Origin of the sequence: Aquimarina aggregata (assembly GCF_001632745.1) — a bacterium.
Taxonomy (GTDB): domain Bacteria; phylum Bacteroidota; class Bacteroidia; order Flavobacteriales; family Flavobacteriaceae; genus Aquimarina; species Aquimarina aggregata.
Window position 1 is genome coordinate 38,816 of record NZ_LQRT01000058.1, and the last position, 25,981, is coordinate 64,796.

At 31.8% G+C, this 25,981-nt stretch carries 24 protein-coding genes; 9 read left to right on the forward strand and 15 right to left on the reverse strand.

Going from position 1 to position 25,981, the window contains the following annotated elements:
- Nucleotides 1-384 precede the first annotated feature (384 nt).
- Complete coding sequence (locus AWE51_RS23520; RefSeq protein WP_066319091.1) at nt 385-747, forward strand: CoA-binding protein; 363 nt, start codon at nt 385-387, stop codon at nt 745-747.
- On the opposite strand, the gene AWE51_RS23525 is transcribed toward AWE51_RS23520, so the two are convergent.
- Entirely contained in the window at nt 724-2,163 is a 1,440-nt protein-coding gene (locus tag AWE51_RS23525; RefSeq protein ID WP_066319097.1) for a sodium:solute symporter, read from the reverse strand. The two genes, AWE51_RS23520 and AWE51_RS23525, sit on opposite strands and share 24 nt — an antisense overlap.
- A gap of 59 nt (nt 2,164-2,222) precedes the next feature.
- Nucleotides 2,223-2,909 carry an ABC transporter ATP-binding protein gene (locus AWE51_RS23530; protein ID WP_066319099.1) on the reverse strand — a complete coding sequence of 229 codons (687 nt, stop codon included), beginning with the start codon at nt 2,907-2,909 and terminating at the stop codon, nt 2,223-2,225.
- 220 nt (nt 2,910-3,129) lie between these two features.
- Here AWE51_RS23530 and AWE51_RS23535 point away from each other — a divergent pair, with 220 nt between their 5' ends.
- Nucleotides 3,130-3,726 carry a PAS domain-containing protein gene (locus AWE51_RS23535; RefSeq protein ID WP_066319101.1) on the forward strand — a complete coding sequence of 199 codons (597 nt, stop codon included), beginning with the start codon at nt 3,130-3,132 and terminating at the stop codon, nt 3,724-3,726.
- 62 nt (nt 3,727-3,788) lie between these two features.
- Here AWE51_RS23535 and AWE51_RS27105 read toward each other — a convergent pair whose 3' ends face one another.
- From AWE51_RS27105 to lnt, 3 genes are all read right to left on the reverse strand, one after another.
- On the reverse strand, nt 3,789-4,340 hold the full coding sequence (locus AWE51_RS27105; protein ID WP_066319104.1) for a hypothetical protein: 552 nt from the start codon (nt 4,338-4,340) through the stop codon (nt 3,789-3,791).
- Nucleotides 4,341-4,363: 23 nt separating this feature from the next.
- A complete protein-coding gene (locus tag AWE51_RS23545) occupies nt 4,364-6,226 on the reverse strand; it encodes an ABC-F family ATP-binding cassette domain-containing protein (protein WP_066319105.1) in 1,863 nt (620 codons plus the stop codon).
- Between the two features lie 68 nt (nt 6,227-6,294).
- Nucleotides 6,295-7,875, reverse strand: coding sequence for an apolipoprotein N-acyltransferase (gene lnt, locus AWE51_RS23550; RefSeq protein WP_066319106.1), 1,581 nt, complete (start codon nt 7,873-7,875; stop codon nt 6,295-6,297).
- A gap of 135 nt (nt 7,876-8,010) precedes the next feature.
- On the opposite strand from lnt, the gene AWE51_RS23555 reads away from it, so the two are divergent.
- Nucleotides 8,011-8,763: a CDP-alcohol phosphatidyltransferase family protein gene (locus AWE51_RS23555; RefSeq protein WP_369887309.1), complete on the forward strand. Its 753-nt coding sequence runs from the start codon at nt 8,011-8,013 to the stop codon at nt 8,761-8,763.
- Nucleotides 8,764-8,795: 32 nt separating this feature from the next.
- Here AWE51_RS23555 and lptB read toward each other — a convergent pair whose 3' ends face one another.
- From lptB to AWE51_RS23575, 4 genes are all read right to left on the reverse strand, one after another.
- Nucleotides 8,796-9,539, reverse strand: a complete 744-nt coding sequence (gene lptB / locus AWE51_RS23560; RefSeq protein WP_066319115.1) for an LPS export ABC transporter ATP-binding protein — start codon at nt 9,537-9,539, stop codon at nt 8,796-8,798.
- 153 nt (nt 9,540-9,692) lie between these two features.
- Nucleotides 9,693-10,043, reverse strand: a complete 351-nt coding sequence (locus tag AWE51_RS23565; protein WP_066319118.1) for a carboxymuconolactone decarboxylase family protein — start codon at nt 10,041-10,043, stop codon at nt 9,693-9,695.
- Nucleotides 10,043-10,876, reverse strand: coding sequence for a twin-arginine translocase subunit TatC (gene tatC, locus AWE51_RS23570; protein ID WP_066319123.1), 834 nt, complete (start codon nt 10,874-10,876; stop codon nt 10,043-10,045). Before tatC ends, AWE51_RS23565 begins: the two co-directional genes overlap by 1 nt.
- Nucleotides 10,876-11,841 (reverse strand): KpsF/GutQ family sugar-phosphate isomerase, encoded by a 966-nt coding sequence (locus tag AWE51_RS23575; RefSeq protein ID WP_066319124.1) that lies wholly within the window; start codon nt 11,839-11,841, stop codon nt 10,876-10,878. The genes tatC and AWE51_RS23575 overlap by 1 nt, the downstream gene beginning before the upstream one ends.
- 235 nt (nt 11,842-12,076) lie before the next feature.
- Between AWE51_RS23575 and recQ the strand changes: the two genes are divergently transcribed.
- A complete protein-coding gene (recQ, locus tag AWE51_RS23580; RefSeq protein WP_066319125.1) occupies nt 12,077-14,281 on the forward strand; it encodes a DNA helicase RecQ in 2,205 nt (734 codons plus the stop codon).
- Between the two features lie 101 nt (nt 14,282-14,382).
- Here the strand turns inward: recQ and AWE51_RS23585 are convergent, their stop codons facing one another.
- Nucleotides 14,383-15,612: a hypothetical protein gene (locus AWE51_RS23585; RefSeq protein ID WP_066319126.1), complete on the reverse strand. Its 1,230-nt coding sequence runs from the start codon at nt 15,610-15,612 to the stop codon at nt 14,383-14,385.
- Nucleotides 15,613-15,870: 258 nt separating this feature from the next.
- Between AWE51_RS23585 and AWE51_RS23590 the strand changes: the two genes are divergently transcribed.
- The 3 genes from AWE51_RS23590 (at nt 15,871) to AWE51_RS23600 (ending at nt 18,441) form a co-directional block, all read left to right on the forward strand.
- On the forward strand, nt 15,871-16,803 hold the full coding sequence (locus tag AWE51_RS23590) for a peptidylprolyl isomerase (protein ID WP_066319129.1): 933 nt from the start codon (nt 15,871-15,873) through the stop codon (nt 16,801-16,803).
- A gap of 304 nt (nt 16,804-17,107) precedes the next feature.
- Nucleotides 17,108-17,902 (forward strand): hypothetical protein, encoded by a 795-nt coding sequence (locus tag AWE51_RS23595; RefSeq protein WP_066319133.1) that lies wholly within the window; start codon nt 17,108-17,110, stop codon nt 17,900-17,902.
- A gap of 8 nt (nt 17,903-17,910) precedes the next feature.
- On the forward strand, nt 17,911-18,441 hold the full coding sequence (locus AWE51_RS23600; protein WP_317041850.1) for a YfiT family bacillithiol transferase: 531 nt from the start codon (nt 17,911-17,913) through the stop codon (nt 18,439-18,441).
- Here the strand turns inward: AWE51_RS23600 and AWE51_RS23605 are convergent.
- Together AWE51_RS23605 and AWE51_RS23610 are read right to left on the reverse strand one after the other, a co-directional pair.
- Nucleotides 18,438-18,965: a GNAT family N-acetyltransferase gene (locus tag AWE51_RS23605; RefSeq protein WP_157766213.1), complete on the reverse strand. Its 528-nt coding sequence runs from the start codon at nt 18,963-18,965 to the stop codon at nt 18,438-18,440. The genes AWE51_RS23600 and AWE51_RS23605 overlap by 4 nt on opposite strands.
- A 13-nt stretch (nt 18,966-18,978) precedes the next feature.
- Nucleotides 18,979-19,536, reverse strand: a complete 558-nt coding sequence (locus AWE51_RS23610; RefSeq protein WP_066319142.1) for a thioredoxin family protein — start codon at nt 19,534-19,536, stop codon at nt 18,979-18,981.
- A gap of 108 nt (nt 19,537-19,644) precedes the next feature.
- On the opposite strand from AWE51_RS23610, the gene AWE51_RS23615 reads away from it, so the two are divergent.
- Nucleotides 19,645-20,109, forward strand: coding sequence for an Mpo1 family 2-hydroxy fatty acid dioxygenase (locus AWE51_RS23615; protein WP_066319145.1), 465 nt, complete (start codon nt 19,645-19,647; stop codon nt 20,107-20,109).
- A 1-nt stretch (nt 20,110) separates the two neighbouring features.
- On the forward strand, nt 20,111-20,977 hold the full coding sequence (locus AWE51_RS23620; protein WP_066319151.1) for an alpha/beta fold hydrolase: 867 nt from the start codon (nt 20,111-20,113) through the stop codon (nt 20,975-20,977).
- Between the two features lie 77 nt (nt 20,978-21,054).
- On the opposite strand, the gene AWE51_RS23625 is transcribed toward AWE51_RS23620, so the two are convergent.
- From AWE51_RS23625 to AWE51_RS23635, 3 genes are all read right to left on the reverse strand, one after another.
- Entirely contained in the window at nt 21,055-23,568 is a 2,514-nt protein-coding gene (locus AWE51_RS23625) for a M14 metallopeptidase family protein (protein ID WP_066319154.1), read from the reverse strand.
- A 95-nt stretch (nt 23,569-23,663) separates the two neighbouring features.
- Entirely contained in the window at nt 23,664-24,053 is a 390-nt protein-coding gene (locus AWE51_RS23630) for a PUR family DNA/RNA-binding protein (protein ID WP_066319157.1), read from the reverse strand.
- 79 nt (nt 24,054-24,132) lie between these two features.
- Complete coding sequence (locus tag AWE51_RS23635; protein ID WP_066319160.1) at nt 24,133-25,890, reverse strand: ABC transporter ATP-binding protein; 1,758 nt, start codon at nt 25,888-25,890, stop codon at nt 24,133-24,135.
- Between the last annotated feature and the right edge of the window lie 91 nt (nt 25,891-25,981).

The window sequence follows — 25,981 nt, forward strand, 5'->3', positions numbered from 1 at the left end:
ATACTATTTGTTAGTGCATATAATTTTTAATGAACACGGTGATTAAGCGTGTGTATGAGTAAGACGAGTATCTAATATGTCTGTTACACTATAGTATTACTTTAACATTATATTAAAAATAAAAACCGCCCTTTTTAAAAGGGCGGTTTTCTATAATAACCAAATAGTAACACTAACCATCAACTATGAATAAAATTTGATTATTATTAAGTAACTAACTAACTAAATTTATGAAAAATCATATCTTTATAAGTAAGACGTAGTGCTTTGATTTGTGTTACAGGGTTCCTTTGTTTTTAACATTTTTACTGGGTTTTTTAACGTTTATCATCTAATTTCCCACGTAAAACATTAGATTTGAATTTAAAAATTGATAATGACCTTATGAGTAAAAGGACCATGGTGCTTGGTGCATCTTTAAAAACCAATAGATATTCTAATTTTGCAATACATAAATTAGTAGAAAATGATCATGATGTTGTAGCTGTTGGATTAAAAAAAGGAGAAGTCGCAGGAGTAGAAGTAAAAACAGAACTTAATAATTTAGAAGAAATTGATACGGTTACTCTTTATTTAAATCCTTCAAGACAGAGGCAGTATTACAATACTATTATAGCCCTTAATCCTAAAAGAGTAATTTTTAATCCAGGTACCGAAAATCCAGAGTTCTATCAACTCCTTGAAGAGAATAATATTGAAGTTGAGGTTGCTTGTACTTTAGTATTACTTTCTACGGATCAATATTAAACCAAAGAATGTAAGGAAGCCATTTAGGATTAATATAAAAAAACCAAATTCAAATCCAAACCAAATAGCACTATTATCACTTATAAAGTAAGATAGTACTGGGGCTAAGATAGCAACAATAGGTACTAATTTGTCCTTCACTTTTAGAGTTGTAAATAGGCCAAAAGCGTATAACCCTAATAAAGGCCCGTAGGTGTACCCTGCAAACACAAATAGTTTGGTAATTACACTTGCATCTTTGATCACATATTTAAAAATGATAATTACTAAAACCAATACAAACGAAAATAAGATGTGGATCTTTTTCCTAACCTTAACCTGATCGATAGCCGAATACTTTTTTTCGATATCTATAATATCAATACTAAATGATGTAGTAAGCGAAGTTAGTGCACTATCCGCACTACTATAGGCAGCAGCAATGAGTCCTAATATAAAAAATACAGCAATTCCGATTCCCAAATCACTTTGCGTGGCGATAACAGGAAACAGTTGATCTTTATGAGCATCTATACCATTTATACTTGCATATTGTGTTAATAATAAACCTAATCCTAGAAATATAAAGTTGACTATAGTTAAAACAATTGTAAACCAAAACACATTTTTTTGTGCGTCTTTTAGACTTTTACAGGTTAAGTTTTTTTGCATCATGTCCTGATCCAATCCAGTCATAACTATAGCAATAAAGATTCCTGATAAAAACTGTTTCCAGAAATAATTGGCACTTTTATAATCATCAAAAAAGAATATCTGTGATAGATTACTATCCATAACATAACCAAAAAGATTACCTTCTTCAATTGCAAGGCCATCAGAGATATAATGAATAGCTACTCCTAATGCAATAAGCATAAATAGGGTTTGCAGTGTGTCGGTCCAAACAATCGTTTTAATACCTGATTTGAAAGTGTACAACCAAATAAGTAAAATAGTAATAATTACAGTAACCCAAAAAGGAACACCCATGGCATCAAACATAATTGTTTGTAGTACATTGGCTACCAGAAATAATCTAAAGCTAGCTCCTGTTATCCTGGATATTAAAAAGAATGACGCCCCTGTTTTATAGGCATGATTTCCAAAACGCTCATCAAGATAGGTGTATATTGAAGTAAGGTTTAATTTATAATACAGAGGTAATAATACAGAACCGATAACAAAATATCCTATAATATATCCCAGAACCACCTGAAAGTATCCGAAACCAATTTTCTCGACAGCGCCAGGTACAGATATAAATGTTACACCACTTAAGGAAGCGCCAATCATACCAAAGGCTACAATGTACCAAGGTGATTGTCTATTTGCTTTGAAAAAAGCATCGTTTCCGGCTTGTTTTCCTGTGAAATATGAGATTAATAAAAGAATTCCAAAATAAGCTGCAATGAGAAGCAGAATATGTAAAGGTTGCATAAATTTTGGTTAAAATGAATCCCCAAAATACAAATTAACTAGAAATCCTAAACCATAAACTATTTATTTCTTATATCGCTTTCTATAATACCATCACGTAAACGAATTACTCTATGAGCATGCGCGGCAACCTCTTCTTCATGAGTTACCAGAATAACAGTATTCCCCGCAGCATGGATATCATCAAAAAGTTGCATGATCTCTAAAGAGGTTTTGGAGTCCAAATTTCCTGTAGGCTCATCGGCTAAAATAATCGAAGGTTTGTTGACCAGTGCTCTACCAACGGCAACACGTTGTCGTTGACCACCAGATAGTTGATTTGGTTTATGATCCATACGATCAGCAAGTCCAACATCGTTAAGAACTTCTTCTGCTCGCGTTACTCTATCTTTTTTTGAAATACCTGCATAAACCATGGGCAATGCTACATTATCTAATGCCGTAGTTCGTGGTAGTAGATTAAAAGTCTGGAAAACGAATCCGATCTCTTTATTCCTGATATCGGCTAATTCATTATCAGTCATTTGACTTACATCATTTCCATTAAGGTTATAGGAACCAGAGGTTGGAGTGTCTAGACACCCCAATAGATTCATTAATGTAGATTTCCCAGATCCTGAAGGCCCCATAATGGCTAAGTATTCGCCTCTAGCAATATCTAAGTCAATTCCCTTTAAAACATAAACTGTTTCTTGTCCTAATTGAAAATTTCTTATAATCTTTCTGATTTCAATAACGTTTCCCATAGAGTGATCTTTACCGATTGTTAAGATACAATTTTAGACTATATGACGCAGTCACAGTAAAGTTGTTACAATCTATTATTAAAAAATACCAGAAGATTTAGTTTAACCAAAAGAAGGTGTAAGTTAGAATTCATCAATGTATTTATTACTATGATTTTAATCATTTTTCGCACAAGATGTTGTAATTAATTTTGCCTGAAATTAACTAACAATAAGATATATGAAAGCACTTAAACGCCCCGAACCTATTAATGCAGAAATCATTTTGGATACGAAACAAACCATCATGAGTAAAACAAATCCAAAAGGAATCATTGAGTATGCAAATGATTACTTTATGGAAATATCGGGTTATGAAGAGTTTGAATTAATAGGACAACCTCATAATGTGATACGTCACCCAGATATGCCCAAAGTGATATTTAAATGGCTATGGGAGAGATTGAAAGAGAAAAAAAACATAAATGCCCTGGTAAAAAACTTAGCTAAAGATGGAAGGTTTTATTGGGTAATTACAGATTTTGAAGTTAAGCTTGACGATAATGGAGAAATCAAATCTTTTTCTGCAAGGAGGAAAGCACCTCCAAGATCTACAATAGAGAAAATTAGTGCACTTTACAAGAAAATCTTATCTATAGAACAAGCTCGTGGAGTTGAGATAGCTGAAAAATATTTTGTAGGGTTTCTAGAAGAAAAAGGAATGACATATGATGAATTTATAGAGGATATATGCCTCTCTGAAACTCAAAAACCTGTTGATATGAAAGAACTTCAGTATTATAAGCGTAAGGGGTTATTTGTAAGAATGTTTAGATGATATAGAATTACTTATCAGGAAAATAAATGTTTTAAGCACTTCGAAATTTTATTTCGAGGTGCTTATAATCGTATAGTAAAGTGTTCTTTTGCCTGTTCTGTTCTAAAGAAAACAAAACCTAGATCAAAAGTATCAATGGTTACAGTTACTTTGGGATGATCTTTTATTTTTTCCCAGGTAGAGAGATTATCTTTAGATTTATATATGTTATTGATCAATACTAACGAATCATTATGACTATTTGAAAATAAGATGTCTAGAGTTTTCATACTATAGTCGTTCGTATAGGCTAAATCGTAATGATCCGATTCAGTATTTTTTGTAACGGATGCCAAATCACCAATTTGTATGATTTGGTCTATAGGATAGGGTGAATCATCTAAGATCACAATGTGTTGACATTCTAAATATAAAATTACTCTATTGATAAGTTTAAGATTTTTTAAACTTAGATCATGTTTTTTATATGCGGATATAGTAATGTTATTTGATATGTTACTTTTTTTATCATAAAAACATTTAGTAACTAAATTATAGACAAAAGGCGAATGAACCCCATGTTGATTAGTAGATTTTAAAAGAAATTTAAAGTACCGTTTGATTCTAGTTAGCATAGGTATACTTATAAAAACTAAGACTATTCTTCCATAAGCTCTGATAATTCAAACCAACGCATCTCATTACTTTCAATTTGTTCTATAATTTTTTGAAGCTTTTGAGATTCTTCATTAATCTGATCTCCTTCTAGTTTTCCTTCTGCAAACAAACTTTCAATTTCTTTTTTTTGAATTTCTAACTTTTTTAAATCGCGTTCTATTCGATTAAATTCTTTTTGTTCATTATAAGAAAGTCCAGCTTTATTATCTTTTTTCCAACCTTTTTTAGGTTCTGTGTTTTCTAATTTAGAAACTTTAGGAGTACTACTATGTTCATAAACTCTATAGTCTGTATAATTACCAGGGAAATCTTGAATAATTCCTTCTCCTCTAAATACAAATAGATGATCTACAATTTTATCCATAAAATAACGATCATGGGATACTACTAGTAAACAACCCGGAAAATCTAACAGGAAATTTTCTAGTACATTAAGAGTAACAATATCTAAATCATTTGTAGGCTCATCAAGAATTAAAAAATTAGGATTTTGAATAAGTACAGTACATAGATAAAGACGCTTTCTTTCTCCTCCACTCAATTTTTCTACAAAATCGTATTGTTTTTTTCGATCGAATAAAAAACGTTCTAATAATTGTTGAGCAGATATTTGCCTTCCTTTTTTTAGTGGAATATAGTCACCAAACTCACGAATAACATCAATTACCTTTTGACCTTCTTTGATTTGAATACCACTTTGGGTATAATATCCAAACTTTATGGTATCTCCTATAACAACTTTACCATGATCAGGAAGAATACTACCTGTAATCATATTTAGGAAAGTTGATTTCCCAGTTCCATTTTTACCAATAATCCCAATACGTTCACCTTTTTTGAAAACATATTCGAATTTGTCAAGTAGCAGTTTGTTGTCAAAACTTTTTGAGATTTTATGAAGTTCTAAGATTTTACTCCCGATGCGCTCCATATTAATTTCAAGTTGTATTTGGTGATCATTACGACGTTTATGGGCACGCTCTTTGATTTCGTAAAAATCATCTATTCTTGATTTAGACTTTGTTGTTCGTGCCTTAGGTTGGCGTCGCATCCAATCCAATTCTTTTTTGAATAACTGTTTAGCTTTATCTGTTTCGGTTTGTTCATTGGCTATTCGTGCTTCTTTATTTGCTAAATAATAAGCATAGTTACCTTTATATGAATATAATTTTCCGTTTTCTAACTCTATAATTTCATTACATACATTTTCTAAGAAGTAACGATCATGAGTTACCATAAATAATGTAAAGTTTTCTTTGGCAAAATATTCTTCTAGCCATTCTATCATTTCTAGATCAAGATGATTCGTAGGCTCATCAAGATATAATAGGTTAGGTTTGCTTAAGAGTATATTGGCTAATGCTAGACGTTTTTTTTGTCCCCCAGATAATGCACTTACCTTTTTGCTTAAATCGTCTAACTTAAGTTTAAATAAAATCTGTTTGTATTGTGTCTCAAAGTCCCATGCATTCATAGCATCCATTTGCTCAAAAGCATGCTGATAGGCTTCTGAGTCATCAGGATTTTGAAGTGCTTTTTCATAATCATTTATAACCTTAAGAATCTCATTGTCTGAAGCAAAAATAGTTTGCTCAATTGTAAGGTTGAGATCAAGATTGGGTTCTTGTGGTAAAAAGGCGACTTTTAGATTTTTTCGATATACTACCTGACCGTCATCCGGTTCTTCATCCCCAGCAACAATGTCTAATAATGATGTTTTTCCTGTTCCGTTTTTTGCAACAAAACCTATTTTTTGCCCTTCGTTAATTCCAAAAGAAATGTTTTTGAAGAGAACACGTTCTCCAAATGCTTTGGCGATATTTTCTACTGATACGTAATTCACAACTTTGTATAAGGGGTTAAAGGTACAAGGTTTCTTAGTTCTATGAAAGCTATTATGAATGTCGGTAACTATATTTTCTGCTTTCTGCGGGAAACCGAAAATAAAAATATAAATATCGATAGAAAAATAGATACTCGGGCTATGTAATTACCGGCTTTTGCATAAAAAGTGACTTTAGTATTTGTTTTTAAAGTTCCTTTTATAGCGCCTCTTTTTTCGTAACCAAGAGTATGTGTTATATTTCCGGTTTGATCTATGATAGCAGAAATCCCTGTATTAGCGCTTCTTGCAATACTCCTACGAGTCTCTATAGCTCTTAATTTTGCATAGGATAAATGTTGTTGATGCCCTTGAGTATTACCCCACCATGCATCATTAGTAATAACAGCAAGAAAATTGGCCTTATTGCGAATGTACCCTGTTATAAATTCTCCATAGATACTTTCATAACAGATCATGGTACCTACACCTATACTGTCCTTAGTGAAAAATACTTCTCGATCTTCTTGAGTGGTTTTTTTTGCAACTGTACCTCCTAAATCAATCATAGCATCACCAAGTATTGGTTTTAAAACACTTTGATAAGGGAAATTTTCAACGCCAACAACAAGTTTACTTTTATGGTAAAGTTCTGATGTTTGATCAGGGCGTATAAAAAAGGCCGAATTATAATCATCATAAAAATCATTTTCTCTAATCACATTACTTTGAGAATGAAACCTTGCTGGGTCACTAAAGCGATCATACAATGATATTCCAGAAAGGAAATGAGTTTTTGGGTGATCTTTTAAAATTTTTTGAGCTACATTTTTTGCGATAGAATTAGGAAAACTCTTTAACTTGTTATTATCGGCAAATACTGTTTCCGGAGCAATTATAAAATTGGTTTCCTTTGTTAAAACAGTATGTGATAACGAATCCAAAAGCAAACCTATTCGTTGATCACTAGTATTGTATTTTTCGGTATATGGATTAATGTTAGGTTGTAAAATAACAACTTCTATATCCTTTCCTTCTTCCTTGTATGTTTTTAAAATAATAACAGAAATTAAAATAGGAATTATTATAATTAGACCATTACGAATAGCTGCTCTATAAAGAATAGTTTTGTCTTTATGTTCTTTAAAAAGTAAAATAGCTTTTAGAACGCTAATATTTACAATCCATATCCAAAGAGAGCCTCCAAAAGTTCCTGTATATTCATACCATTGTATCCAAGAAGTAAAATTAGAAAAACCATTACCTAAATTAAGCCATGGCCATGAGAGTTGCCATTGTAAATGAAAATACTCAAAACTCATCCAAAAACACATCAAAAAGATACTAGCAATTGTAAAATTTGCTCTTTTTGCCACAATATGATAGAACAAAAACACTAATGTCATGAGTAGTGTGTTGACAATCTCGGCAAACCACATACCAAATGCTGAAGAGTTATATATCCACCAAGTTGCAATGATATTCCAAATAAAAAATGTTAGATAAGCTAAGCCAAAGACTTTAGTTTTACTGAATTTATCTGCCCGAATATTCTTTTCTGCAATTAGAATAGGTATAAACGCAAAGAAGAGAAATAATGGGAAACCATATGTTGGCCAACTTACGGCAAGTAATAATCCAGAGAGGATAGCTAATACAACGTTTTTCATATTGGAAATGATACACTACGATCTAATAACGAAATTAAACTTATTTAGTTACAATTAATAAAATTGAATACTTCTTTTTTGTTAAGTTTGATAATAATAGTTTGCTATTTTTACACAAAATCATTTTTTATGTGGATTAAAAAACAAATTCCGAATCTCATCACACTATTAAACCTTCTTTGTGGTTGCATTGCTGTAATTTTTGGAGTTCATGGAAATTTGGAATTAACTGCATTTTTTGTAATGCTGGGAATAGGCTTTGATTTTTTTGATGGCTTTGCTGCACGAATTTTAAATGCGCAAAGTGAATTAGGATTACAGTTGGATTCTCTTGCAGATATGGTTACTAGTGGGGTAGCACCTGGTATAGTAATGTATCAGCTATTATCACAGGTATTTGGAAAACCATTTTATGCAGTACCTCAAGGATGGGATACTAATGAGATAGTAATGAGTCTAGATTGGTCTTATCTATCCCTGTTGGGGTTATTAGTGACACTAGCTTCTGCATATCGATTGGCTAATTTTAATATAGACACCAGACAAACAAGTTCTTTTATTGGTTTACCAACTCCGGCAAATACGTTATTAATTGTTAGTTTGCCATTAATTCTTAAATACCAACAAGAAATTTGGGTTGTAGAATTAATACTTAACAAATGGTTTTTGATAGCACTTACGGTAGTAAGTTGTTATTTGTTAAATGCTGAAATCCCTTTATTTGCATTAAAATTTAAAACCTGGGGACTAAAAGGAAACAAGGTTCGGTATATTTTCTTATTATGTACAATAGTAATGATATTACTATTTAAATTTGCTGCTATTCCTTTAATTCTATTGCTTTATGTATTAATGTCATTAGTGTTCAAAAAGGAATCATCAAATTAATAAAGAGGAGCCAATCTTTTAAAAATCAAAGATTAGTTAAAGTCTAATTTCTTTTTTCGTAATTCAAAGTTTTGACCAAGGTATACTTTACGCACCATTTCATCTTCAGCCAATTCTTCTGGAATACCAGCTTTTAAAATACTTCCTTCAAACATAAGATATGTTCTATCTGTAATGGCTAATGTTTCTTGTACATTATGATCGGTAATTAAAATGCCGATATTTTTGTTTTTTAATTGCGCTACAATACGTTGAATGTCTTCTACAGCTACAGGATCTACACCGGCAAAAGGCTCATCTAAAAGTATAAAGTTTGGATCGGTTGCCAAGGCACGAGCAATTTCTGTACGACGACGCTCCCCTCCACTTAATAGATCTCCTCTATTTTTACGAATATGTCCTAGACCAAATTCTTCTATTAATGCCTCCATTTTATGTAATTGCTCTTTTTTGGAGAGTTTGGTAAGTTGTAATACACTTAATATATTGTCCTCTATACTTAGTTTTCTAAAAACAGATGCTTCTTGAGCCAGATAACCAATACCATTTTGAGCACGTTTGTACATAGGGTACTTCGTGATATCTGTATTTTCTAATGTGATTTTACCACCATTTGGTTTCACTAATCCTACAATCATATAAAACGATGTTGTTTTACCAGCTCCGTTTGGTCCAAGAAGTCCAACAATTTCTCCCTGATTTACTTCTAAAGAAATCCCTTTTACAACTTTTCTGCCTTTATAAGATTTTATAAGATTATCTGCTTTTAGTTTCATGTATTGATGTTTTTTTTAGGGTCGCCTAGAATTTGTTATTAAGATTTTGATAATGGTTCTTTTCGCAATACAATGACTTAATAATATGTTTGGTGTTGCTAAAAATACTGATGTAAATTTATGGTATTCTTTTTAACTGTGAAATTTAAAAAATTAAGAATCATTAGATTCTAGAGCATCCCAAAATTCATAAGCACGACGCAAATGAGGAATAACAATAGTTCCCCCTACCAATGTAGCAATACTCAAAGATTCTACTACTTCTTCTTTAGTAAGGCCTTCTTTATAGCAAGTTTCTAAGTGATAACGAACACAGTCATCACATCGCAATACCGCAGAAGCAACTAGACCTAATAGTTCTTTTGTCTTTACATCCAAGGCACCGGCCATATATGCATTGGTATCAAGATTGAAAATTCTTTTAAGGACTTTATTATTATCTTCTAGAATTCTAGAATTCATTTTTTCTCTATACTCGTTAAATTCATTCACTATAGTACTCATCAGGATTGTTTTTTGAGTTTTTTATTTTCTTTTTTAATAACAGCTTTAGAAATATATATGCTTATCTCATATAATATTAAAACGGGGATAGCAACAATAACTTGACTCGCAATATCAGGTGGAGTTATTACTGCGGATAATATTAATACAATTACTAAGGCAAATTTTCTGTATTTTCTTAAAAATTCGGGAGTAACAAGTCCTACTTTGGTTAAGAAATACATGATAACGGGTAATTCAAATATTAGCCCGCAAGCTAGTACAGATGCTCGCACTAAAGCAATATAACTGTCAATGTCGAACTCATTAAGGACTTCTTTACTTACTTGGTATCCTCCTAAAAAATTTATTGAAAGTGGAGTAATTATATAGTATCCAAAAAGGACTCCTAGAAAAAATAAAAAAGAACAAATAATGATAAACCCTTTAGAATATTTTTTTTCATTAGCATGCATTGCAGGGGCTATAAATCTCCAAAACTCATATATCACATATGGAAATGCAAAAATAAAACCAGCAGTGATTGATGTCCATATATGTACAGAGAATTGTCCCGCTACTTTTCGACTTTGAACACTAAAAGGTAATTCTTTAAAACATAAACTTTCATCTAAATGTAATAATCTTGATAAATTGCATAGCCCTTTATAGGTGGGGAAATCTGGCTTTTTAGGACCAAAAATAAGTACATCAAAAATAAACTCTTTAGCTATAAATGCTATTGTTCCTGCAATTAATATTGCAACTGTTGCTCTTATAAGGTGCCAACGTAACTCTTCTAGGTGGTCTAGAAAAGACATTGATTGGGGGTCTTTTTGGGTGTTTTGTGTCATTATAAAATACCTTCTCTCATTAAATCATGAATATGTAAAAAACCGGCATATTTGCCATCTTCTTCTGCTAATAATTGCGTGATAGCATACTCTTCCAACTTTTCAAGTGCATCTACAGCCATAGCATCGTTATTTATTCGTTTTGGATTTGGAGACATAATGTCTTTTGCAGTTAAACCATCAAAAGAAGTATTTGTAGTTAACATTCTACGTAAATCGCCATCAGTAATGATGCCTAGTATATGACCATTATCTGTAACAGCTGTTGCTCCAAGTCTTTTTTCTGTCATTTCTACAATAACACTATTAATATTAGACTCTGGAGATACCTGAGGCTTTTCGTTTTGTGAAGTGATATCACTTACACGCAAGTATAATTTTTTCCCCAGAGCGCCTCCAGGGTGATATTTAGCAAAATCTCGACTAGAAAAACCTTGAAGGTGTAATAAACAAACAGCCAAGGCATCACCTACCACTAATTGAGCGGTTGTACTGGTTGTTGGAGCAAGATTGTTTGGGCAAGCTTCTTTTTCAACAAAAGCATGTAGTACATAATCTGCTTCTTGTCCTAGAAAAGATTCTTTGTTGGCAGTAATACCAATTAATTTGTTTTTAAATCCTTTTATTAAAGGAACTAATACTTTTATTTCTGGAGTATTGCCACTTTTAGAAATACAAATCACAGTATCGTCTTCCAAAATATTACCTAAATCTCCATGAATAGCATCTGCAGCATGCATAAATACAGCAGGGGTTCCAGTAGAGTTCATTGTAGCAACAATCTTAGTAGCGATAATTGCACTTTTACCAATACCAGTTATAATGACTCTACCTTTTGATTTATGTATGGTTTCCACTGCTTTAGAAAACTCTTCATCAACAAGTTCTTCTAAATAGGCAATCGCTTGGGCTTCTTCAGCGATTGTTTTTTTTGCATATGCGATTATAGTATCTTGAGTGTTCAAAATTTCAAAAATTTGTATGTTATAATTAAAGATTTTATTATCTTTAATTTAGGCAAAGGTATACAATACCTTATTAATTTTAAATACTGTAAAAAAAAAGCGAATTATTTTGTGCTTTGTTTATCTTTGGCTTTCAAAAATTTAAAATGAAACATCCACTAAATCTGTATTTTGGGGAACCAGATTTTAGTGATAACGAACTTTATCAATTGGTATATAAAAGTTAAAAAATTTAATGAGTTTGAATGGAACTGACTTGCAAAGTGCACTAAAGAGGCATTTTGGATTTAGTCAATTTAGAGGACTACAGGAAAAGGTAATACAAAGTATTCTCGAAAAGAAAAATACATTTGTTATAATGCCTACAGGCGGAGGAAAATCCCTATGTTATCAACTGCCTGCTTTAATGTGCGAAGGAACTGCTATTGTAGTTTCTCCTTTGATCGCTTTGATGAAAAATCAAGTTGATGCAATTCGCAGTATTTCTTCTGAAGAAGGAATAGCGCATGTGTTAAATTCATCTTTGAATAAATCTGAAGTAAAAAAGGTTAAAGATGATATTATTAATGGTGTTACAAAATTATTATATGTAGCTCCAGAATCACTTACTAAAGAAGAATATGTAGATTTTTTGAAATCTCAGAAAATTTCATTCTTAGCTGTAGATGAAGCACATTGTATTAGTGAATGGGGACATGATTTTAGACCAGAGTATCGAAATCTTCGCAATATTATTAAGCGAATTGGTGAAAATATCCCAATCATTGGTCTTACGGCTACCGCAACTCCAAAAGTACAAGAAGATATTTTGAAAAATTTAGCGATGAGTGATGCTAATACATTTAAGGCATCATTTAATCGACCTAATTTGTATTATGAAATAAGACCTAAAACTAAAAATGTTGATGCGGATATAATTCGTTTTGTAAAACAAAACAGCGGTAAAAGTGGTATTGTATATTGTTTAAGCAGGAAAAGAGTTGAAGAACTTGCACAAACATTAGAGGTTAATGGTGTTAAAGCAGTTCCTTATCACGCAGGTTTAGATGCTAAAACCAGAGCTAAACATCAAGATATGTTTTTGATGGAAGATACGGATGTAGTGGTGGCTACAATTGCCTTTGGAATGGGAATTGATAAACCCGATGTACGTTTTGTGATTCATCATGACATGCCAAAAAGTATTGAAAGTTATTATCAAGAAACAGGTCGTGCTGGTAGAGATGGAGGAGAAGGGCATTGTCTGGCTTATTATGCCTATAAGGATATAGAGAAGCTCGAGAAATTCATGAGTGGTAAACCTGTTGCTGAGCAGGAAATAGGACATGCACTATTACAAGAAATTGTTGCTTTTGCAGAAACCTCTATTTCAAGACGTAAATTTATATTGCATTATTTTGGAGAAGAATTTGATGAGGTAAACGGTGAAGGAGCCGATATGGACGATAATGTTCGAACGCCTAAGAAAAAACATGAAGCCAAAGATGAGGTACAATTACTTATTGAAGTAGTTAGTAAAACAGGCGAAATATACAAATCCAAAGATTTAGTAAGTACACTAATAGGTAAAAGTAATGCACTTATTATTTCTCATAAAACGCATCAACAATCTTTTTTTGGTAGTGGTAAAACAAAAGATGGTAAGTATTGGATGGCTTTAATACGTCAAGTGCTTGTTGCAGGTTATTTAAGAAAAGATATAGAGACGTATGGTGTGATTAGAGTAACTTCAGAAGGAAAAGAGTACTTAGGTAATCCAGTTAGTTTCATGATGACCGAAGATCACGTTTATAATCAAGCAAATGATGATGCCATTATTACAGCAGCAAAATCTGGTGCAAAAGGAGGTAGTGATGATAAGTTGGCTGGGATGTTACGGGATTTAAGAAAAAAAGTAGCTAAAAAACTTGGAGTTCCACCTTTTGTGGTCTTTCAAGATCCTTCTATAGATGATATGGCTTTAAAATATCCTATTTCAATAGAGGAAATGGCTAATGTTCATGGAGTAGGAGAAGGTAAAGCTAAGAAATATGGAAAAGAATTTGTAGCTCTTATAGCAAGATACGTTCAAGAAAATGATATAATGCGCCCTGATGATTTTGTAGTTAAGACTACAGGAGCCAATAGTGGGTTAAAGCTGTATATTATACAAAATGTGGATCGTAAATTAAGATTAGACGATATAGCGGCTGCCAAAGGAATGGATATGACTGCTTTTATAAAAGAGATGGAAGCTATTGTTTATAGTGGCACTAAGCTCAATATAGCATATTGGATTGATGAGATACTTGATGAAGATCAACAAGAAGAAATACATGAGTATTTCCTTGAAGCAGAAAATGATAAGATAGATACTGCTATAGAAGAATTTGACGGAGATTATGATGATGAGGAACTTCGTTTGTACCGTATAAAATTTATCAGTGAAGTAGCAAACTAGACTCACTTATAAACGAATTAAAATTAAAAAAGGGGTTTGGATCGTAAGATCTAAACCCCTTTTTTTGACAGGTAAAAAGCAATAATTCGCTTTTTGATATTTTATTTTCTGTTATGTTTTGATAAATTAACAGATAAATAAAGGCTCGATGTTGTAAGTTCAGAGTTGGATAATGTAACACTTAACTTGTCACTCTTAGCAATATTTTTATCCGTATATATTCTATATCCCAATTTAAAACGACCGACTCCAAATCCTCCTCCATAAAAATAATCAACTGTTACTTTTTCAATATTATCATTAAAAACTGATTTGGTACCCAAATCGTTATCTATAGAAAGACCTCCTTCAAAGAAAACTTCAAAATTAGAACTTAAGTAGATGTGAAACCTAGGTGCCAGTGCTACATTTATACTTTTGAAGTCTATCTTAGCAGGTTCTGTGGGACCAAATGCATTACTCTGAGTTGTAGAAAACGATCTGTATGTTGATTCTAGAAAAAAGCTTAAATCAACTTTATAAAACGGTATGAAAGTTTCTAAATAAAAACCGAATTTTGGAGCCATTACATCATCATACAATATGGTTTGGGATACATTAAATTCTGAAGGGTGTGAAAAACTAACAAAATCTAAGGATCCTATAAGACCAATTTTAGTCTGATTGATTTTTTTCTTAACCGTATACTTGATCTTTGCACCTTTACAATGATTGTAATCAATAAAATATTTTTTTAGATCCCTTATAGTATGTGTTACATCTTCAACATCTTGATTGCCGCAATTGATGTGCTGTTGCAATTGCTCTTTAAATTGTGTGTTTGATTTAGGAATAACTTTTTTTCCTACTTTTTTCTTTAAATCAGGAACATAATACGTCTTGTAAACTAATAATTCAGGATAGGCAACATTTCTAGCTGTATAAAAAAATCTATTTACACCATTTTCAGAATATAAAAATAAAGAAGCTTCACTTTGAAGGATTACTCTTAGAAAAACCTTTCTTATTCTTAATCTTGGATTCTCACTTTTTGTAGAATTAGCAACATCATCTCCTCTTAGGTCAAATTCCATGATATATCGTTTAAAGATATAATCTTGTCCTACTCCAAATTCTTTAATGTTTTCAATGTTTTCGGTTTTAGAATTAGAAGAAATTGTTCTTTTCCATTCAAATTCAGTTGGATTGTTTTTCCACGGAACCCTTTTAATAAGACATTCTTTTCGATTATTATTATTATCAATGAAATACCCCGATTCATATAGATTTTGGGCAGAGATGGTAGAAACAAAAAATAAAAAAAATAGTAGTTTAGTTGGTAATAGTTTCATTACATAAAAATTTCAATTGGTTAGTTGTGAGATGACATTGTTTTTAGATACTGTAAATATTAAAAAAAAATACCTTTTGTTGTGACCTTTCCCGGTGGTAACAATCTTTTATAACATCATTGCTCATTAAATATTGTGTGTAAAGTTAGTTTTATAGTATTGAAAATAGAGAGATAATAATAATCTTTTGTTTAAGTAAACCATTAACAATTAATTATCTTTGCAGCTCAAAAATTAAACGCTAAAACATATATTGTTATGCAAGACGGATTATACGCAAAATTTAATACCACAAAAGGTAGTATCCTTATTAACTTAGAATATAAAAAAACACCTGGAACAGTTGGAAACTTTGTAGGTTTGGCTGAAGGTAATATAGAAAATCAAGCAATTCCACAAGGGAAACCATATTACAATGGATTGAAGTTTCATAGAGTTATTGCTGATTTTATGATACAAGGAGGAGATCCTCAAGGCACTGGTTCTGGTGGACCAGGTTATCAATTTGATGATGAAATACATCCTGATCTTAAACATGATGGACCAGGAGTTCTTTCTATGGCTAATGCAGGGCCTGGTACAAATGGTAGTCAGTTTTTTATTACTCATGTAGAAACGTCTTGGTTAGATGGAAAACATACCGTTTTCGGAAAAGTAGTAGAAGGCCTAGAAGTTGTTAATACTGTTGCACAGGGAGATGTTATAGAAGAAGTAGAGATCATTAGAGTAGGAGCCGATGCTGAAAATTTTAATGCTGTTGAGGTATTTAGAAGTTTTAATGGAGCTAAAGCAGAAAGAGAAGCAGCAGCAAAGAAAAAGTCTGAAGAACTATTAGAAGAATTAGCAGCTGGTTTTGATAAAACTGATAGCGGATTGCGTTATAAAATTATACAACAAGGAGAAGGTGTTCAAGCAGAAAAAGGAAAGACAGTATCGGTGCATTACAAAGGAAGTCTTACAGATGGCACGGTGTTTGATTCTTCTTATAAGCGTAATCAGCCTATAGATTTTCCATTAGGAGTGGGACAAGTTATTTCCGGATGGGATGAAGGAATAGCATTGTTAAAAGTAGGTGATAAAGCAAGACTAGTGATTCCACCATATCTTGGATATGGAGAATCTGGAGCAGGAGGGGTAATTCCTCCAAACGCCACGTTGATTTTTGATGTAGAACTAGTAAATGTTAAATAATTTAACAAATTTGAATAAAATATAGCAAAGGTCCCTAAGTAATTTTAGGGGCCTTTTTTTTGGAATTTATTCTAAAAAAGGCATTTTGATTAGTGTATTCTTATTTATTCATAAGTTTGCTAGGAATATTTTAGTGATTAACCAATATATAGAGTAATGAAATTAAAAAGCCATCTGTTATTTTTATGGTTTTAAACTTATTTTAACATTAGTTTTTTTTATTTTGCTAAAAATGATCATTTTAGAATAATATGATATTTTAAATTTGATAGTTTTTATACAAAAAATTAGTATACCCCTAAATATGAAACAATTTGTACTAACCATCATTATACTTTGTACTGCGTATTTGTCTTTTGGACAAGATAAACAGGTAAAGCTCGAAAATATCAAAGATCAAATGGAAATCATTGATAGCTATACAGAGTTTGATACTTTTTATTTAGATCCAGAAGAGTTTCTAGATAAAATGGCAGATCATGGAGCAGAACTTAATGGATTTTATGAACATGAAAGACTTAAGAAAATTACAAGAAAAGTAGGTACGCGTAAAGCGGATATTTTGACTACTTTCTATTTCTGGAATGACCAACTTATCTATGTCGATTATAAGCAAAAGCCATATATAATGGAAACTAATGACTACGGTCAGAAAGTGCCGAATTATGCTAAGACATACACTAAATATGAGTCAAATCATTTTTTTAATAATGGAGATATTATTGAAAAAAAAGAGATAGGATATTCTATGCCAGATGTATCTCCTGAAGAAGACTTTCTTGCTTATGCGAATAAAATGAAATCGTTGTTAGATAATAAATTCTACAATAAAGATACCTATGAGGCTTTGCAAGGAAGGTGGCTTTATATGGAAAACACAGATGATTATATTATTTTTGAAGGTACAATACGGTTTAATTTTTATGCAGGCAAATTTGCAAATCGTTTAAAAACAAGAATAGACGAAGGTGTTTTAGAATGCTTTTTTCCGATGGATGATCGTATCTATCGTTATAAAATCGATAACTTAGACGAAAATGTACTCACATTAATTGACCTTTTTTCAAAAGAACAATTTATGTATGCTAAAGTAGATTAAGATAAACTATGATGACTACAGATCACCTTAAGTACCCGATAGGAGTATTCGAATGCCCAGAAAAAATAACTACTCATCATATCAAACAGTGGATATCTGATATTGAAGAATTACCAACAAAAATGGTTAATCTAGTCTCAAGCTTTACAGAGGAACAGTTAGAGACGCCTTATCGACCCAATGGATGGACTGCTAGACAAGTAATACATCACGTTCATGATAGCCATCATAATGGGTATATTCGTTTTAAATGGGCGTTGACAGAGGATAAACCTGTTATAAAAGCATATAATGAAGCTTTATGGGCCGAATTATTTGATACAAAATCAGCACCTATACACTTATCACTTGATGTAATTAAAGCATTACATGCTAAATGGGTGTTCTTTTTAAAAGGATTATCATTAGAAGAACTCGAAAAAGAATTTATTCATCCTGAAGGTGATATAGCAATTTCTTTGGCAGAAGACATTGGTATATATGCATGGCATGGGAACCACCATCTTGCACATTTAAAAATTATAGCTGCTAAATCCTAGATATTAAGAATCATTCGCTGCATTTCTCGATAATTATCTTTTAAGCCTGGATAATCTAGGTCGTACCGTGATATTGTATTGAAATTATGTTTTTGATAAAAAGTAAGTGCTGGACTAGTACTCATAACATCAAGCCATATAACTTTTTTGTCTAGTTTATAAGCCAATTCTTTCGTGAATTTGATTCCTTGCTCGCCTATTCCTAATCCAATAGATTCTTTTAATAAATATATTTTTTCTAGTTGTAATGCTTCTGTTTTTGAATACCCTTCTACCGCTTGATCTTGTCGTATTTTTAATAATCCTAAATTCTTGTTCTCATTTGTTATTAAAAAATAAATAATATTATCTATTATAAAATCCTTTTCAAAAGCTTCTTTTGTGAAACTTAGATTTATGTAATAACTAGGATCTTCATTTTTCCAAATATGAATATAATGTTCAGGATAAAATTGTGTGCTGATTTTTACTAAACTATCAATATCATGTCTTGAGCATTTTTTGAAGGTCACTTTTGAATTCATGCTTAAACTCATGTTATTCTTTCCATTTTATGTTGCAACCAATACTGGGTTTTTGATCTTCAGATACTTTGGTGTTGCGCAGCACTGCATCTAGTGCTTGTCTTAAGTCTCTGCCGTTTACAGGGATACCATTGCCGGGTCTAGAATCATCCAGTTGGCCTCTATAAATAAGTTTTAATTCAGCATCAAATAGATAGAAATCAGGAGTACAAGCGGCGTCATATGCTCTTGCGACTTCTTGTGTATCATCAAATAAGTAAGGGAAAGTGTAATTATTTTTTTGAGCTGTTTTCCACATTTTATCTGGAGAATCTTGAGGATATTTCTCAATATCATTGCTGCTTATGGCAACAAATCCAAATCCTTGAGTTCTATAGTCATTTGCAATTCTTACAAGCTCTTCGTTAACGTGAATTACAAATGGACAATGGTTGCATATAAACATGATAACAGTTCCCTTATCACCTTTAAGTTCTTCTAAAGAAAAGATATTATTAGTAATACTATCCTTAAGAGAGAAATTTGGTGCCAGGGTGCCAAGAGGTAACATATTTGAAAGAGTTCTCGCCATTTTAAAGTTTTTATAAATTCAAAATTACAATTTATATAAGATATTCTCATACCGTCTTATTTAATAAGTCTAAAAAATAGTATCTTAGTTACATTAAAAATTAATTTTATGAAAACCTTAGACACTTGGTTTAAAGAGTATGCTGTAAGCCATCAAAATAAGACAAATATTGCTATTCACTTTGTATGCGTACCAGCGATATTTTTCTCTATAGTTGGTTTAATTATGAGTATTCCCAGCGGTTTTTTAGCTTCTGTTATTCCAGGAAATAATCCATTTATAGAAAACTGGGCTTTTGTAAGTTCTTTACTTATATTGTTGTTTTATATTAGGTTATCTGTGAAAATGGCATTACAAATATTGATTTTTGTAGCTTTTTGTATAATTACTAATTATTATATCGGGCAAGCAGCACCTTTATGGTTAGTGTCTCTAATTATTTTTGTTGTTGCCTGGATTGGACAATTTTATGGACACCATTTAGAAGGTAAAAAACCATCTGCTGCTCAAGATTTACAATTTTTGTTAATTGGCCCAGCTTGGGTTATTCAGAAGATGTTTGGAAAAAAATAATATGACATTACAAGATTGGAAAAATTCAGGAACTTATTTTGAATATCAAAATAAGTATTCTGTATTTTATAAAGAATCGGGTAGTGGAGAACCTTTAATTCTGATACATGGTTTCCCAACTTCTTCTTGGGATTGGTCTAAAATATGGAGTTCTCTTTCTGCAAAATATCAACTCTATGCCATAGATATGATGGGGTATGGGTTTTCTTCGAAACCAAAAGATTTTAAATATACGATTTCTGCTCAAGTAGATTTATGGGAGACTTATTTAAGAAAGAGAGGGGTATTTTCTTTTCATATTATTGCACATGATTATGGAGATACTGTAGTGCAAGAGATGTTAGCAAGACATAAAGAAAATTCTGAATATGAGTTTGGTATTAAATCGGTTTGTTTTTTGAATGGCGGAATGTTTCCTGAAACTAATTTTCCAACGCTTACTCAGAAAATGTTGTTGACACCTTTTGGTGAAATATTAAAGCACTTTATGGGTAGAGATACCTTAGCAAAGAATTTTAAAAAGATTTTTGGAAAAAACACCCAAGCCAGTGAACAAGAAATTGATCAGTTTTGGCAAGGAATAGCGCATAATTCTGGTAAAGATGTTATTCCTAAGCTAATTAAATATCTTAAAGAAAGAGATACTCATAAAATCAGGTGGAGAGAAGCTATACAATATACAGATATGCCTAAACGTCTAATTGATGGAGGCGTGGACCCGATATCGGGTAAGCATATGGCAGAGTTCTACAAAGAAATTGTACCCAATGCAGATGTTATCATCTTAGATGAGATTGGGCACTACCCACAAACTGAAGCACCAGAAACTGTGTTATCTCATTATTATGAGTTTAGAAATCAGCTTTAAGGCGTATACAGTTGATTGTTTAAGTAGTATGAGTATGCCTGTCTTAAAAGTTGATGATCTTTGGGTGATAATTACAGTTACATTTCATCGCTAAAGAAAATTGCATTCATTAACAATTTATTGGTTCCATACCAGAAAGCTCTGAAATTAGTGTTGTCTGTAAACAATATTACATTTCCTCTTCCAAAATTTTTATGCCTAAACGGAACTGTTCCAGATAAAGAATCAAGGTTCTTTTTACTTATATAACCACTTAGTAGTGGAGATTTAGTGTATCGTATAGGATTGTTATAGCTTTGTTTATTGGGTTTTATAAAAATAGTCGTGTTTCTGAATAGTGGAATTTTATCATTTTTATACCCAAAATTAATAGGGTGTGACCTGTCTGTCTTTGCTTCAAAAATGGCTCCACCAATTACTTGAGCTCCAAAGAAATCTTGCCTTTGTTCAAAAGATATATTCGTTGCATTGTTTTCAGGTTTAGAAAATTCAATTTCCATAAATTCATTAATAGCAAAGAATTGAGCAATATTTCTATAACCAATTAAAGTTCCTCCACTACGGATCCAGTTTTTCAGTTTTTCAATTTGAGGTTTGTTAAAGCTTAAGCCTCTTTGATTAGGTAGTACAATATGCGTGTATCGTGCTAAATTAGTTCTGTTAAAGTGATCTGTATCTAACTTTGTAATAGGAATATCAAAACGTTGATCCATTAAATGCCATATTTCACCTGCATCGTAGGGTGTAATCCCTGAACCTGTAAATAGTCCAATCCTAGGTAGTGAAAGTGGCCTAAATTTATTACTTCCTAAGTCGATTCCTTTAGTAAGACCTGTTGATACAGCTGTGATATCTATGTGATTTTTTAATGATACTTTTTGCAAAAATTCATGTAGTTCTTTGTTGTTTAACTTTTGATTTTGAACAGGAATCAAAATAGTACCATAGTCATAATTAGCATTATTTAAAGTAAACGGAGTCATTCCTACTTTTGCGCGTAATCCTTTTTCTAATATTTGATATAAAGCTTTAGGGCCATAATATTCATGCCACTCCATCAAGTAGCCGTAATTACTTTGATCTAATTGTTTTGCTTGTTTGTGTTTTAGTTCTAAAATCTCATTTCCTAAATTTGAAATTGCAATATTATCTGCATAGTCAAGATTAAATGCTAAGGGAAAAGTCCATGAAGAAATATCATAAAAAAGGCTATCGGTAAAGGTAGTTCGTTTTTCAAAAATTGCTTTTATAAGTCGACTATGTCTTTGATTTTTAGGTACTGCAAAGCTATATCCTTTTTTGAATTTTTTATTTTGAACAGCGATATCTTGTTTTAACTCATGTATCTTGATTTTGTGTCTTTTTAAAATTTCAGCTAAATGAAATGAAGAGGCAGCATCTTTTTCATTTCCAAAAACGTATGCGTTATTATTTGATTCTTTTCTTGCTTCTACATAAAAATTTCTTTTGTAAGTAAGCAGTTCTTTGCGCATTGATTTTGCTGCTTCTAATGTTGAAAGTGTAGCAGTAAATTGATTTCTAATCGTAAAAGGAAAAGTAAGAACCCCATTATCTGTTTGTTGCGCATGACCACGTGAGCTGGCTTGCTCAAATAAAATACCGATCCCTCCGTTTATATCAGGAAAAGTAGAGCCTTTACCATAATAAAAGTCATCAAAATTTTCTTCAGTGTAATACAATGAACCAATCTTATCTAAAGCTTTAGCATGGTAATTTGCAATTTTTTTAGTAAGTTTTTGATTAAGTTTAGGGGTTAATGGATGGGTACGAGATTGTATTCCAGGCTGAAAAAAGAAGGTGCTATTAGATCCCATTTCATGATGATCAGTTAAGATATTTGGATACCATTTGTGATAGGTAGCAATGCGAGCCCTTGATTCTGGTAATTGTACTGGTAACCAATCACGATTCATATCAAACCAATAATGATTCGTTCTACCTCCTGGCCATACCTCTCTATATTCTCGGTCTTGAGGATCTGTGCTTATATTTTTGTTTTTATGAATGTTAGCCCAATATGAAAACCTTTGTAGACCATCAGGATTAAAAGAAGGATCAAATAAAATAACTACATCATTAAGTAAGCTATCGATTTCTTGCCCTTGCGCTGCAGCTAAATAATATGCGGATAGCAATGCAGAATTTGATCCGCTAGCTTCATTGCCATGTATAGAAAACCCTTGATATACAATAGCAGGTAGATTTTCTAAGTCTATAGTATTAGAATTTGCTTCTGTAAGTTGTACGTGTTTTGTTTTTATTTGTTCAAGGTTTTGATGATTTTTCTCTGAAGTTATGGTAAGTAATAAAATAGGTCGATCTTCAAAAGTTTTACCTCTATTTTCGATAGTTATTCTAGGAGAGGCATCTGCTAATGCAGTCATGTATGCAACTAGCTTATCATGAGTTACATGCCATTTTCCGGGTACATATCCTAAAACACTTTGAGGAGTAGGGATTGAAGGGTTGTATGTAATATTTTTTGGGAGGTAATATGCTAGAGAAAGATCGTTTTGTGCTTGAGAAATAAGCCCAGTAAGAGCTAATAAAATCGTAAAGATGTATTTCATTTCAGACGAATTGTTTTGTAAATAGCTGTGAATATAAAAAAAACCGTTTCAGAGAATGAAACGGTTTGCATAACTTTAACTTAAGTTATAATTCTTTATATGTCATCAAAACTTACATCTGTAAAACTTTCTGCAGAGGCAGGTACTTCATCACTTTTTTGTGAGGACGAATCATTGTCGTAAGACTTTTGATAATCTTTTTGATGTCTTTCGCTTATTACTTCTTCACCTTTTTCGTCAACTATATAATCCGTCATCTCATTTAAGATTTCAGTAAATCCAGCAAAATCTTCTTTATAAAGATAAATTTTGTGCTTTTTATAGTGAAAAGACCCATCGTCGTTAGTAAATTTTTTACTCTCTGTTATGGTTAAATAATAATCACCTGCTTTAGTAGCCCTTACATCAAAGAAATATGTTCTTCTTCCTGCTCTTAAAACTTTTGAGAAAATTTCTTCTTTCTCCATCATTTCATTATCACTCATAATACGTATTTCTTAAATTAATTAATTTGCTATGATGTTCTCAAAAATCTAAAAAAATTGTTAATCGCACAAAAAAAACTCATATTTCTTTTTCGCTTAGCTGTTTTAAATAGAGTTCTTTATAATAACCATCGATCTTTAATAGCTGATTATGAGTGCCTTGCTGGGTTATTTTCCCATTTTCTAAAACAATTATTTTATCAGCATTTTTGGTTGTCGATACCCTGTGACTTACGATAAAAGTGGTTTTATCCTTAGAAATTTTGTTAATATTCTGTAATATTTCTTCTTCAGTTTCGGTATCAACAGCAGATAAGCAGTCGTCGAAAAGTAAAATAGAAGGGTTTTTAATGATTGCTCTTGCAATAGATACTCTTTGTTTTTGACCTCCAGAAAGTGTAATACCACGCTCCCCCAAAACAGTTTCATATTTGGCTTTAAAACCAATTATATTTTTATGGACTACAGCATCTTTTGCTGCTTGGTAAACCTCGTCATCAGTTGCGTTTTCTTTCCCAAACTTTATATTATTTCTAATACTATCACTAAATAAAAAAGCATCTTGTGGTACATATCCTATACGCTCTCTAATATCAGTAAGATTTAGATCTCTAATAGGAATTCCATCGATTCTAATCTCACCAGAAGAAACATCGTATAATCGACCAATTAAATCTAAAATTGTAGATTTTCCGGATCCTGTTTTACCAACTACACCTATAGTTTCTCCGTTTTTTATTTCAAAACTAACATTGTCTAAAGCAGTTATATTTGTGTCATCATAAATAAAAGAAACATTGTCAAAGCTAATATTTCCTTGAATAGGAGTGTTTTTAGTAACTGTATTTGTTATTTCGGGTTCTTGACTTAGGAATTCATTAATACGGGATTGAGAGGCTTCGGCTTGCTGTATAATAGAGCTTACCCAACCAACTGTAGCCACGGGCCAAGTTAACATATTAACATAAAGAATAAATTGCACAATAATACCAACATCTTTTATGGTACCATCTAGGTATTGCTGGCCACCGATGTATATTACTAAAATATTACTGAAACCAATAAGTAATACCATTAATGGAAAAAAAAGTGCCTGTACTTTGGCTAGATCAAGATTCTTATCTCTACTTGTATTTGATAATTCGGTAAAGTTGTCATGAGTTTGCGTTTCAATTCCATACGCCTTAATAACAGTAATGCCACTAAAGGATTCTTGAGTAAATGTGGTTAATTTGGATAAGAATTCTTGTACAACTGTACTGCGTTTATGTATCGCTACACTTAATTTGTAAATAGAAACAGATAATATGGGTAGTGGAGCTACGGTGTATAATGTGAGTTCTGGAGCTATACTAATCATATAACCAATAACCACTACAAATAGCGTTAATGTATTTACACTATACATAATTGCGGGACCAACATACATACGTACTCTAGAAACATCTTCACTTATTCTATTCATAAGATCCCCAGTACGATTTTTTTTGTAAAAATTTAGAGATAGTTTTTCGTAATGTTGAAATACCTCATTTTTTAAATCAAATTCTATGAATCTTGAAACTACTATAAAAGTTTGTCGCATTAAAAAAGTGAAAAATGCTGATATTAAAACAGATCCAAAAATGAGGAGTATATTGAAAATAAGTCCACTTTTTACTTCATCTAAGCTCGAAACTTCATTGTTTAGATATTGTTGGACTACATCCACAGATTTGCCGACAAATGAGGGGACCAAAGTAGCAAAAACCCTAGCAATAATAGTAATTACTAGTCCAATTAAAAGTCGGTATTTATATTTTAAGAAATATTTGTTTAAATGGCGTAATGCACGCATAAAATATTAGAGTTTAAAGGCTTTTTTGTTAGTAAATTCGTAAAGTTTAACAGCTATTAATTTGAAATCCATAAAAATGTGCTATTTTAGC